We start from the raw sequence: 12,184 nt of genomic DNA, 5'->3' as shown, positions 1-12,184 counted from the left end.
GGTCAACGCATGAGTTGGATGCTGCCTTCGTAGCGCACGCCGTTGAGGTCCATCACATAGAAGTAGGTGCCCACCACGGCGGGCTCACCGGCGAAGGTGCGGCCGTCCCAGCGGGTGGCGTTGCCCAGGCTCTCCCACATCTTTTGTCCCCACCGGTTGAAGATGCTCATCTGCAGGCACCCGCCCAGCTCGGCATCGGTGATCGGCCCGAACAGGTCGTTGTTGCCGTCGCCGTTGGGGGTGAAGATGTTCGGCACCGTGATGTCCGTGTGGTCGTCCAGCGTGCCGGCCGGGTAGTTCTGCGTGATGGACGCGGTGCAGCCCTGCGCGTCGGTGATGGTGAGCGTCACCGTGAGGTCGCCGCCGTAGGGCAGGACGGGCGAGGGTTGCGGTTCGGTGGAGGTGGTGCCGTCGCTGAAGGTCCACTGCCAGCTCACCGCGCCCTGGCTCAGGTCGGTGACGTAGGCGCGCAGCCCGTCGCAACGCGGCTCCAGCCGCACGGTGAAGGCGGCCTGCGCCTCACCCGCGATGGTCACCAACACCTGGTCCTGCGCCGTGCACGTGTCGTTCGTCACCACAAGCGTGTACAGCGTCGTCGTCGTCGGTGTCGCCGTGGGATTGGCCGCCGTGGGGTCGTCCAGCCCGGAACCGGGCAGCCACAGGAAGGTGGAGCCCGGGATGGAGCTCGGCGCTCCACCGATCACCACCGCATTGCCGAAGCAGGCGGTCTGGTCGGGACCGGCATCCACCGGCGGGTCGTCGTTCACCGTCACGGTCACCTGGTCGGTGCCACTGCAGCCGGCCGCGTCGGTCACGGTCAACGTGTAGATGGTGGTGCTGGACGGCGCCGCCAGCGGGCTTGCGCTCGTGGGGTCGTTCAGCCCGGCGGTGGGCGACCAGCTGTAGTCCGTGCCGCCCGAGCCCTGCAGCTGCACGTCGAAACCGGGGCAGACCCACACATCGGGTCCGGCCTCCGCCGTGGGCAGCGAGCCGACGCTCACGGTGACGTCATCGCTCGCGCTGCACTGGTTGGCGTCCGTCACCGTGAGCGTGTAGGTGGTGGTGCCGGTGGGCGAGGCGATGGGATCCTCCACTGCCGGGTCGCTGAGGCCGGTGCTTGGTGTCCACAGGAAACTGCCCGTACCACTGCCGTCCAACTGCACGCTCGCGCCGGTGCAGATGGTGGTGTCGTTGCCCGCGCTCATCACCGGCAGCGGGTTCACCGTCACGGTCACCGTGTCGCTGTTCACGCAGCCGTTGGGGCCCTGCACGCCGACGATGTAGGTGGTGGTGGCGCCCGGTAGTGCGGTGGGGTTGCCCACGTTCGGGTCGCTGAGGCCACCACCGGGGCTCCACAGGATGGTGCTGCCCGGCGGCGCGGTGGGCGATCCGCCCAGGGTCGTGGTGGTTCCCGCACAGATGGCGGCGTCCGCGCCGGCGTCCACCACGGGCAGCGCGTTCACCGTCACGGTCACCGCGTCGCTGGCCGCACAGCCTTGCGCGTCGGTCACGGTCAGCGTATACGTGGTCGTGCCCGTGGGGAAGGCCAGCGGGTCGGCGATGTCGGTGGCGCTGAGCCCGGTGCCTGGCGACCAGCTGTAGTCCGGTCCGCCGGTGGCGTTGAGCTGCGCCGTGTCACCGATGCAGAGGGTCAGGTCCGCACCGGCGTCCGCCGGCGGCGCCAGTTCCGTCACGGTCACTGTGGCGCTCGTGTCCGGGCATCCCCCCTGTGCCGCGATGCTGAAGGTGTACACCCCGGGTTCATCCACGGCCGGATCGTACACATCGCCGTGCGGCGCGTTGTTCGGATCGCTCCAGGTGCCTGCGGGATCGGGCGTGCCGGTGAGCGAATCGGTGAGGCTGAACGAGGCGCCGCTGCTGCAGAGGTTCACGATGGCCGATCCCCCGGGGTCGAGCGCGGTCGTCACGGTCACCACCACCGTGGCCGTGTCCGCCGTGCAGGGGGGCTGCGCCGGAACGAAGTAGGTGCAGATGCTGCCGCCCGGCCAGAGCGCTGGATCGAACACGCCGCTGAAGGGCACACCGTTCGGATCGGTCCACACGCCACCGGGGTCGGCGCCGCCCAGCACGGAGAAGAGGTCCACCGGTGTGTTCGTGCTGCACAGGTCCAGCGTCGCATCCGAACCCGCGTCCGGGGCGGTCACCTCGGCGATGGTGACGAAGGCGGTGTCGTTCACGCACGGGGACTGCGCGGCCACCACATAGCTGAACACACCACCACCGCTGCCGGGGGTGTAGGTGGCCGAGGGGCTCCAGGTGCCGCCCGCATCGGGCGTGCCGCCGAGCAGGGTGTTCAGGTCCACGCTGGTTCCATCGCTGCACAACGTGGCGGAACCATCCGTGCCTGCGTTCACCGGCAGGTTCACCGTCACGGTCACGCTGTCGGTCGCGCTGCATCCGTTGCCGTCCGTCACCAGCACGCTGTAGGTGGTGGTGCCGTTCACGGTGGCCACCGGGTCTTCCGCGGTCGCGTCATCCAGTCCGGCGGCCGGGCTCCAGAGGTAGCTGGTGCCACCACTGCCATCGAGCTGGGCGCTGCCGCCCAGGCACAGGGCCACATCCGGACCGGCGTCGGCGTTGGGCAGCGCGTTCACGAACACGGTCATCGTATCGGTGGCCGTGCAGTTGTTGATGTCCTGGACCCAGAGCACGTAGGTGGTGGTGCTGCCGGGGAAGGCCAGCGGGTTGAGGATGCTCTCATCGCTCAGACCGCTGTTGGCGGGCGTCCATTCGATGTTCACCGCCGTCCCGCCCCCACCCAGGACCTGCGCGGTATCGCCAGCGCAGATCGTCAGGTCGGGGCCCGCGTCCACAGGAGGAGCGGCCAGCACCTCCACGTTCACGGTATCGGTGTTGGTGCATCCGTTCACATCGGTCACCTGCACCACATAGGTGGTGTTCACCGACGGTGTGGCGATCGGCGCGCCCAGCGTCGGGTCGTTCAATCCCGTGGCCGGGCTCCACAGGAAGGTGGCCCCCGGTGGTCCTGTGGGTGCACCCGTGAGCGGTGCTCCCTGCAACGGGCATACCTGTCGGTCGGGTCCGGCGTTGGCGAAGGGCAGGGCGTTCACCGTCACCAGCACCTGGTCCGTCACCGTGCAGCCCACGCTGTCGGTGAGGGTCACGCTGTAGTTGGTGGTGCTGGTCGGGAAGGCGAGCGGGTCTTCGGCGGTGGCGTCGCTCAGGCTGGCCGCGGGTGTCCAGAGGAAGCTGCCCGTGCCGGTAGCGTTGAGCTGCACGGTGTCACCCACGCAGAGCGCCACATCGGGTCCGGCATCCAGTTGCGGCTGTGACACCACGACGCGCACGGTATCAGTGTTCGTGCAGCCGCCGTTGTTCACCTGCACGATGTAGGTGGTGGTGGCGGATGGGAATGCCTGCGGGTTGGCCGCGCCCGTGCTGCTGAGCCCGGTCGCAGGGCTCCAGGCGAAGGTGCTGCCTGGTGGGCCGGTGGGGGTGCCGCCAAGGTCCACGGTATCCCCTGCACAGATCACGGCATCCGGGCCGGCGTTCGCCGTGGGGAGCGCAGCGATGGTGACATCGAGCGTCAAGGGTGGGGCCGCACAGCCCAGGCTGTCGGTCACGATCACGCTCACCTGCCCGCTCCCAGGGGCGCCCCAGTCCACGGTGATGGCGTTCGTGCCGTTGCCGCCCGCAAGGGTGCCGCCGGTCACCGTCCATGCGTAGCCCGCACCGGTGCCCTGCGGCAGGCTGTACGCTGCGCCCGTCGTGTTCGTGCACACCTGCACGGGACCGGTGATCGGCCCCTGCGCGGCGAAGGGCAGCACCTGTACCTGCACCACCACGTCGATGGTGAGCGGCGGGCAGCCGTTGTCCGTCACGCTCACGCTGAACAGGTAGGGCTGGGCCTGCCCCTGATCGCAGGCCGTGCTCCAGCAGAACTGGGTGCCCACCGTTCCATCGCCCTCCACGGGGCTGCCAATGGTGGCGGGCGGGTTCGTCAGGTTGCCGTCGAAGATGGTGCCGGCGGCCTGCAGGAACAGCGAATCGCCATCGGCATCATCGAAGGCCAGGTCGATGCAGAGCTGGTCGCCGGCCTGCACCGTGTAGCTGGCGGCGATGGGTGTGCTGGCGGCCGGCGTGGCGTTGGGCGGGCAGGGGATCGATTGCAGCTGCAGGTCGCGCCGCGTGCGCCCGATCAGCTGCCCGTTGCGGAACTCCTTCACCTCCACCGCCACCACGAAGTTGCCCTGCAGCGGCGCCATGTAGCGCGTGAGGCCCGTGGCACCGTTGATGAAGGCATAGCCGCCCGCGCCGAACGGCTGCGCCAGGCTGAAGCCTGGGTTGTAGTTCACCTCGTTCACCGGCCAGGTGAGCGTGGCGGGCGGCGGGATGATGCCCCCGCCGAAGTTCTGCGAGTTGTAGGGGATCTCGAAGGAGAAGATCAGCAGGTCGCCATCGGGGTCGCTGGCCGAGTTGAGGAAGGTGGCCGTGTCGCCGATGCACAGGAAGGGCGTGGGCTGGCCCAGGAACACCGGGCTCGAGTTGTTCACCAGAGGCGGAGGAACGAACGCGTAATACCCGATGCCCGTGCCGTTGGGGTTGTTCAGATTGTCGATGTCCAGGTTGCGGCAGCACATGTGGTAGTACAGGTGCAGCCCACCGAAGTTGAGCGGCACGTCCACCTGCCCCACGAAGGTGCCCTTCACGGTGCACAGGCCCTGGCCCACCGCACAGTTGTCCGGCAGGTCGGGTTCGATCACCAGCGAGTCGGTGAGGAACACCGGGATGTCCTGCAGCTTGATCTTGTCCGCGTTGGGGTTCTGCGGGTCCTGCAGGTACGCGCCGACGAACAGCGGGGTGCCGTAGTCCTCGCCGAGCAGTTCATACAGCGACTGGAAGTTGGAGTTCGGACCGCAGTTGAGGTAGAACTCGAGGTAGACCTGGTAGCGGTAGAGCCCGCTGCCCGGGGCCGTTTCACCTTGGTACACATAACCCAGGTTGCCGCCCACCAGGTGGGTGGCCTGCACCGGGGCGGTGGCGATCAGCGCCAGGGCCACGGCGGCCAGGGTGCGGAGGAGGGTTCGCTTCATGCGCGGAAGGGATCAATGATGCACCATCATCCGCCGCGTCCAACGACCGTCGGGTCCCTGCACCGTCAGGCTGTATGTCCCCGGCGTCCATGGGGCAGCATCAAAGGTGGCCCCGCGCGCGCCCACGGGAAGGGTCCGCGTCAGCACAAGTTCCCCCAAGGCGTTGTTGATGGTCACGGTCCATCCCGCGCCGGCCGGCCGCGCAAGGGTCAAGGCGAAGGGCCCTTCCGCAGGCACCGGATGCACCGACCCGATCGGGTCCTCCGCTTCGCCGATGCCGGTGAACGAGCAGTCCCAGGTGGCCACGAAGCCCGCCCAGGTGATCGGACCGTTGCTCGCCTCCTGCCTTACGCACATGGACGGACCGGTGGAGCTGATCACGCCGCCGTTGGGCAAGGCGCCCAGCCCGTTGCCCGTGAGCTCGTAGAGCAGCGGGGCGTTCACGTTCGGCCCGTCGTAAATGGCCAGGTAGTCGAAGTTCTCCTCAAAGGCGAACTCCGTGAAGGTGAGCGTCACCACCTCGGCGCCCGGTGGGGCGATCGTCACCGGGGCGCTGAAGCCCGGGCTGTAGTCGTCGGCCACCCCGCCATCATCCACCAGCACACCCTGGCATTCGGTCACCGTCAGCAACCCGTTGCCCGGCACCTGCGTGGTGTCGCAGAGGAAGCCTTCCACGTAGGTGATGTAGTTCGTCAGGGTCTGCGTGTTCGTGCCGTTCACGTTCTCCACCGTCAAGCTCACGGTATAGGTGCCCGGTGCGGTGTAGGTGTGCAGGGGATCCTGATCGGTGCTGGTGCCGCCATCGCCGAAGCTCCATTGCCAGCTGAAGGGCAGGCCGGCGCTCTGGTCGGTGAACTGCACCACCCCGTCGCAGGTGCTGGTGGGCCTGGCGGTGAAGAGCGCCGTCGGCGGCACGCTCACCGGGGTCACCACCACGCTGAAGTCCTCCACCTGACCGAACTGCGGCGCATCACAGGGACCCGTGAGCTCACCCACCACATCCACCGCCACGCGCATCCGCAGCGGACTGTTGTACACCGTGCCCTGGGGGATGGCCACCGTGCCAGATGGGTCCGTGGCGCTCAGGGCGAAGAAGACTAGCTCATTGTTGGCGAAGGCGCCATCATCATCCAGGTCGATCCACAGGTACACGTCCTGGTCCAGCTGGTCGTCCGTGTCGAACTGGACGGGCACCACCGTGCCTTCCTCCACGGTGGCCACGTTGCCGCAGGTGCGGTCCACATAGCCCTCCGCGCCATCGGGGCTGGTGGAGCCGATGCCGGCGAAGGTGAGGCCCAGGAGGCCGAAGCCGCAGCAATAGCCCTGCGTCTGCGGCGTGCATTGCGGCGGGTCCAACTGGCCGTTGAGGTCCACCGTGATCAGGTCCTGGATCAGTACGGTGTCCTGCCCGTTGGCGTTGATGGCGATGAGCTGGACGCTGTAGGTGCCGCTGGCCCCGTAGATGTGCAGGGGCGAGGCGAGGTTGCTGCCGTTGCCGTCACCGAAGTCCCAGGTCCAGCCCGTGGGCAGGTTCTGCGTGCCATCGGTGAACTGCACGGCCCCGTCGCAGGTGAAGAGGGGCGAGGCCGTGAACGCCGCCACCGGAGGAGCCGTGTTCGGCACCACCACCACGCCCAGGTCCTCGGCCTGCCCGAACTGCGGGGCGGAGCACGGGGCGAGCAGCGGGGCCAGGTCGTAGTCCGCCATCACGCGCACCCGCAGGGGCACGTTCTGCGCCGCGCCAGCCGGCACCAGCAGGCTGGCGCTTCCGTCCGTCCCGCTGGCCACGGCCAGCACCACTTCGCCGGCATCGAAGCTTCCGCTGTTGTCCCAGTCCACCCAGGCCTTGAGCTGATGCCCCGCGATGGTGCCCGTGGTCACCGTGAGCGTGAACGGCGCACCCACGGCCACCGTGTCGATCACACAGCCGCGGTCGAGGTAGCCGCCGTCGCTCACGGCATCGCCCGAGCTCAGCACCACATCGTTCATCGTCACACTGGTGATGCCGAAGCCCGCGATGGTGGGTGCGTTCACCGGCGGGCAGATGGCCTGCGGCACCGCGCCGGTCGCGTTCACCGTCACCGCATCGGGAAGGGTCAGCGTGTCGGTGCCGAAGGCGTTGGTGACGATCAGCGTCACGTCGAAGACCCCATCGATCGTATAGGTGTGCACCGGGTTCTGATCGGTGCTGGTGCTGTCGTCACCGAAATGCCACTCCCACGCGGTGGGCGCGAAGTTCGATCCGTCGGTGAACTGCACCGTGCCCGTGCAGGTGAAGGCGGGGCTGAGCGTGAAGTCGGCGATGGGCGACGCTTCCAGCGGGATCCAGCCGAAGCGCAGGTCGGGGCGCTGATCGCTCGTGAGCAGATTGCCGCCGTTGAAGGTGCACACGTTCGGGTTCGGGGTGGGCCGATAGGTGACGCTGGTGAACGCGGTTCCGGTGCGGAACATGCTGCTGTTCTGGGTCTGCGTGCCGTTGAAGAAGCAGGTCTCCACCACCACGTTGCTCAGGCCATCCCACGCGAAGGGGGTGGTGAACGGATGCACGTTCCAGCCCGGCTGCGCCGTGTGGTCCTGCGGTCCCCAGACGACGGTGGTGCCGGCAATCCACTGGTTGGTCATGTCCGTGGCCGTGGTGCTGCCGATGCGCACCGTGAAGTCCTGCAGCACCGTGGGGGAGGCGGTGGCCACATGGAAGGCCAGGGAGACGATGTCGCCCTCGCCCATGCCCACGGCGGTGAGCTCGCTGGCCCGGATAAGCAGTTGGTGCCGCGATCCGTTGGACAGATTGCCGTAAGGTGCGGGGAATTGCGTCGGCGAGTTGAACACCAGCCCTGCCCCCAGGTCGATGTCGATCTGGGCCATCAGAGGGCCGGTCAACAGGGCGATCGACAGGGCCGCGACGTGGCGCGTCCAGCGGTGGAAGGAGGGTCGCATTCGGCGTGCTCGTAGGGGTGGTGAAAGGTAGCCGTTCACCCCGATCGGCGAGCGGGCATGCGGCTCATTCCGAGGGACTTCCCACGACGCCGATCCACTGCGGTCGAACCGGTGCACGTCCTGGTCGAACCTTTCCTTCCGTTCGACCGTAGGCAGGGAGAGTTCGCCGATCCACAGGCGTGCCCATGCCGTTGCAGCAAACGTGCGTTGATCAGGTCCGCGGCCAGGTGCTGGCCCATGGCGCCGATGCGGTGCTGTGGGAACACACCGGCCTCCTCACCCGCGCCGATCTGGAGGCCGCGCTGGCCCGCGTGGAGGCCGGCTCGCTGGCGGTGAGCGACCCCGTCGGCGTGCGCAAGCGTCTGGTCAGCGTGCTCGTGGAAGGCGTGGAGAACATCCTGCACCACGCTGGCGAGGCCCAGGCCGCCGAAGGAAGCGTGCTGGTGGGACGCACGGACGAGGCCTATCGCATCGTGCTCGTCAACCACGTGGAACTGGCCACCGCAGCGCTCCTGCAGCACCGCATCGAGGTGCTCAACGCCATGGATGAGATCACCCTCAAGGAGCACTACCTGAAACTGCTCTCCAACGAGTCGCGCACCGCCAAGGGCGGCGCCGGGCTGGGACTGCTCACCATGGCGCGCCGCAGCCGGCGGCCCATGCGGGTCAACGTGTCCGCCAATGGCGATCAGCGGGCGGTGTTCTGCCTGGAGCTGGCCGTGCCCCGAGCCGATTGACGCTCAGTGCGCGTTGGTGGCCTCGGCGGCGTAGTCCTCCAGATGGCTGAAGCGCGCGGTCAACCGACCATCCTCCACGATCGTGGCGCGCTCGATCATCGCGTCGTCCCCCTCGCCCAGCAGCGCCGGCAGCACACGGTCCAGCAGGTCCTGCGCGAAGGCCTCCGACGCATCGCGCGGCAGCGCGCAGGGCAGGTTGTCCACGGCCATCACCCCGATGGCGCCCCCGGATCCGAAGGCCACCTCTCCCCGCGTGGCGGGGCTGTATCCATAATAGGGCTCGTCGATGGTGCTGGCCCGCAGCGTGCTGTCGATGGGGCCGTCCACGTCGCAGCTCACGTCGGCGATCAGCTGGAGGGCAAGACCCGGCGTGCGCAGGTCATCGTGCGTCAGGATCTTCGGACCGCGCGGGTCCCAGAAGTGGCAGGCCAGGTACACCGTGGCATGGTGCAGGTAGGGCAGCAGGTCGGCGCGGTGGCCGCCCGGGTCGCGGTGGAAGGCCGCGCGGTCGAAGGGCGCACCGTCCACGCGCTGGTACAGGTCGCCCGTTCCGAGCACGGTCACCGAAGGACCGGTCGACCTGCCGCTCTTCAGGTCGGTGGGTGCGGTGCGGCGCAGGTCGGCGGCCTCCAGCATCTCCAGGGCGCCCTGGCCCACGCGGCCGGCGCCGGTCATCACGATGTGCAGCGCGTCGCGGTCCACCAGCTTCAGCACCTCGTGCTTCAGCTCGGCCAGGTCGTGGCATGCGTGCGCCGGTTTCAGCGCGGGACCGCCGCGCAGCAGGTTCCAGCCCCGCAGGGCGTTGTAGGCGCCCACCACGCCGGCCCAATGGCCGAAGGCCAGCACCCGCTCGCCCGAGCTGTCGGTGAGCAGTTCGTGGTCGATCAGCGTGATGCCCTTGCGCACCACGGCCTGCATTAGCTTGCGGTTGTGCGGCTGCTTCTTGATGGTGTGGCTGAAGATCAGGTAGCGCTTGCCCGCAAGCAGGTGTTCGGGCGGCACCTCCTTCACGCCGATCAACAGGTCGCGGTCGCTGAGGTCGGCCGAAAGCCGCACGCCGGCCGCTTCATACTCCGCATCGCTGAAGGCCCGCACCGGGCTCGGCTCCACCACCAGGTCCAGGTCGGGGTGAAGCGCCATGGCGCGCCGCGCCGCCTTCGGGGTCATCGCCACCCTCCGGTCCACGGGCACCTTTTGTTCGCGAATGATGCCGATCCTGCGGTTGCTCTCCTTCATGCCTGCGTTGGAACGGCGGCAAATGTAGACGCTTCGTCAGGCCGTGGACGGTGATCGCGCCGGATCGGCGGAGATGGGCGCCTGGCACGCTCTTCGCCACCCGGGCGCCGTAGCTTTGTGCTCTGTTCCTTGGAACACCTTTGGGGCCGACCTGGTTTTGACAGCGGCTTGGTGATGTGTGTAAGCAGGTCGAGTGTGAGGTGCGGCTCGTTATCCCAGTGCCTCAACGCCATAACTGGCAACGTCGACTACGCGCTCGCAGCCTAATGGCCTCAGGCCATCGGCTTCATCCACGTGAACAACAGTAGCGTGGACGAGTGCCCCTCGGGGAGGTCCGTCCTTCGCTTTCCCGGTACAGGGGTATCATCCTGAAGGGCTGGCCCGCGCTGTGGTCCGGTGCGCGGGTGAGACACAGGACCTAAGCCACCGCTGGGGTGCCCTTCCCCAGGCGATGGTCGAAAACCAATGAAGCGGCTGAACCTGGAGAAAGCGCCTGTCACGGTCGTTTGGACGAGGGTTCGAATCCCTCCGGCTCCACCTTCGCCTCGCCGAAGCACCGCACTGCGCCTCGCGCAGGGCGGTGCGTAGGCGGGCATTGTCCGCCATCGTGCTGATCGGTGCGTAAGCGGACGTTGCTTGCAGCGTCAGCGCAGCAGATGCGTTGGCCGGGATCACTCTACCGCCCCCGCGCCCCCCGCAACACCGCCCAGCTCACCAGGGTGCCCATCAGCCCGGCCGCCAGCGCCAGCAGCACGGCGCCCAGCAGGTATTGCATCATGTTCCAGTGGATGGCCTCCAGCGTGAGGTCGGCGAAGCGTTCGATGCGCACCCGGTCGTCGCCCACGAAGGGCGCGCCCATGCGGTAGCTGGCGTACACGATCAGTGGGATCATGGGCGGGATGCTGATGTTGGCCGCCGCCACGAAAAGCACGCGGTTCAACTTCAGCAGGAAGGCCAGCGGGATGCCCACCGCCAGCTGGAAGCCCCAGATGGGCACGATGCCCATGAAGAGGCCGAAGCCGATGCTGAGCGCCTTGTGCCAGGAGCTCTCCTCAGGACGCACCGCCTCCTCCTTCAGCCGCCGCCACAGCCGCCCACCCGTGAGCAGTTGCTTCGGCCAGTGCCACAGGAAGGCCAGCGTCACCAGCACCGAGTTCAGCAGGCTGATGCGCAGGAAGTCCTTGCCCGGGCGGAAGTGCGACACGCGCTCGGGGAAGTCGTAGCGCACGCTCACCGGCACCTGCACAAAGGGCACATCGCGCCAGGCCAGCCGCACGATGGTCTCCACCTCGTACTCGAACCGCGTGGTCCATGCGCGGAAGGAACAGGTGGCCGCCAGTGGATAGGCACGGAAACCGGTCTGGGTGTCGGTGAGTTTCCAGCCCGTTTCCACCCGGAACCAGAAGTTGCTGAAGCGGTTGCCGAAGCTGCTCTTGCCGGGCACGTCGTCGCCGCTCATGTCGCGCGCGCCCATGATCATCGCCCCGGGGTTGGCGGCGATGGCGGCGCGCAGCTTGGCGATCTCGCCCGGGGCGTGCTGCCCGTCGCTGTCGATGGTGATGGCGTAGGCAAAGCCCTTCGCCAGCGCCGCCTCGAAACCACGCCGCAGCGAGTAGCCCTTGCCGCGGTTGCGGTCGTTGGTGATCACCGTGATGCCGTCGATCCGCGCCAGGATCGCCGCCGTGCCGTCGGTGCTGCCGTCGTTCACCACCAGGATGTCGCGCTCGCCGGCCGCCTGGATCGCGCGCAGCACCGCCTCCACGGTGGCGGCGTTGTTGTACGTGGGCACCAGGACGCAGGCGCGCGGGCTGCTCATGCCGGCAGGGGACCGAAGCCGCCCTTGATGCTGAAGACGGCGCGGTCGCCGCAGCTTCCGCTGACGTCGCACGTCACACTGTCCCCTTCCTCGCCGGTGACGCGCAGCGTGAGGTCGAGCACCGTGCCCGTGGCCGGCTCCAGCGGCGACAGGAACTTGATGACGCGGCTGCTGCGCAGGTGCACCGGACGCCCGAGCCCGCGGCTCAGCAAGGCGCCGGCCAGCTGCACCATCGCCACACCGGGCATCACCGGACGGTCCGGGAAGTGGCCCTGGAGGATCGGGTGCTGCTCGTTCATCACCGCGCGGGCCTGCCAGCCGCGGCCTTCGGTGAGCGGTGCGAAGGTTTCCACGTGGAAGAGGCTCCGGCAGGCGGCGTCCAT

6 protein-coding genes and 1 other RNA gene are annotated in these 12,184 nt (G+C 68.2%); 2 read left to right on the top strand and 5 right to left on the bottom strand.

Annotated features, from left to right (window positions below):
• Window positions 1–2: 2 nt before the first annotated feature.
• Entirely contained in the window at window positions 3–5,075 is a 5,073-nt protein-coding gene (locus tag IPM49_06925) for a gliding motility-associated C-terminal domain-containing protein (GenBank protein ID MBK9274255.1), read from the bottom strand.
• A 12-nt stretch (window positions 5,076–5,087) separates the two neighbouring features.
• Window positions 5,088–8,012 carry a PKD domain-containing protein gene (locus tag IPM49_06920; GenBank protein ID MBK9274254.1) on the bottom strand — a complete coding sequence of 975 codons (2,925 nt, stop codon included), beginning with the start codon at window positions 8,010–8,012 and terminating at the stop codon, window positions 5,088–5,090.
• 185 nt (window positions 8,013–8,197) lie between these two features.
• Between IPM49_06920 and IPM49_06915 the strand changes: the two genes are divergently transcribed.
• A complete protein-coding gene (locus IPM49_06915) occupies window positions 8,198–8,749 on the top strand; it encodes a hypothetical protein (GenBank protein MBK9274253.1) in 552 nt (183 codons plus the stop codon).
• Window positions 8,750–8,752: 3 nt separating this feature from the next.
• Here IPM49_06915 and IPM49_06910 read toward each other — a convergent pair whose 3' ends face one another.
• Complete coding sequence (locus tag IPM49_06910; protein ID MBK9274252.1) at window positions 8,753–9,985, bottom strand: alanine dehydrogenase; 1,233 nt, start codon at window positions 9,983–9,985, stop codon at window positions 8,753–8,755.
• A 142-nt stretch (window positions 9,986–10,127) separates the two neighbouring features.
• Here IPM49_06910 and ssrA point away from each other — a divergent pair.
• Window positions 10,128–10,525, top strand: a transfer-messenger RNA (tmRNA) gene (gene ssrA, locus IPM49_06905).
• A gap of 136 nt (window positions 10,526–10,661) precedes the next feature.
• Here ssrA and IPM49_06900 read toward each other — a convergent pair.
• On the bottom strand, window positions 10,662–11,801 hold the full coding sequence (locus tag IPM49_06900; protein MBK9274251.1) for a DUF2062 domain-containing protein: 1,140 nt from the start codon (window positions 11,799–11,801) through the stop codon (window positions 10,662–10,664).
• Window positions 11,798–12,184, bottom strand: coding sequence for a hypothetical protein (locus IPM49_06895; protein ID MBK9274250.1), 387 nt, complete (start codon window positions 12,182–12,184; stop codon window positions 11,798–11,800). The genes IPM49_06900 and IPM49_06895 overlap by 4 nt, the downstream gene beginning before the upstream one ends.

It is taken from the genome of Flavobacteriales bacterium (assembly GCA_016715895.1).
Classification (GTDB): Bacteria; Bacteroidota; Bacteroidia; order Flavobacteriales_F; family PHOS-HE28; genus PHOS-HE28.
Note: the sequence above shows the minus strand (reverse complement) of the source record. Positions and strands in the feature narration are given on the sequence as shown.

Excerpts from the sequence above, each read along its gene's own strand:
- IPM49_06925 (MBK9274255.1), bottom strand. The coding sequence starts at position 5,075 with ATGAAGCGAACCCTCCTCCGCACCCTGGCCGCCGTGGCCCTGGCGCTG.
- IPM49_06920 (MBK9274254.1), bottom strand. The coding sequence starts at position 8,012 with ATGCGACCCTCCTTCCACCGCTGGACGCGCCACGTCGCGGCCCTGTCG.
- IPM49_06915 (MBK9274253.1), top strand. The coding sequence starts at position 8,198 with ATGCCGTTGCAGCAAACGTGCGTTGATCAGGTCCGCGGCCAGGTGCTG.
- IPM49_06910 (MBK9274252.1), bottom strand. The coding sequence starts at position 9,985 with ATGAAGGAGAGCAACCGCAGGATCGGCATCATTCGCGAACAAAAGGTG.
- IPM49_06900 (MBK9274251.1), bottom strand. The coding sequence starts at position 11,801 with ATGAGCAGCCCGCGCGCCTGCGTCCTGGTGCCCACGTACAACAACGCC.
- IPM49_06895 (MBK9274250.1), bottom strand. The coding sequence starts at position 12,184 with ATGGACGCCGCCTGCCGGAGCCTCTTCCACGTGGAAACCTTCGCACCG.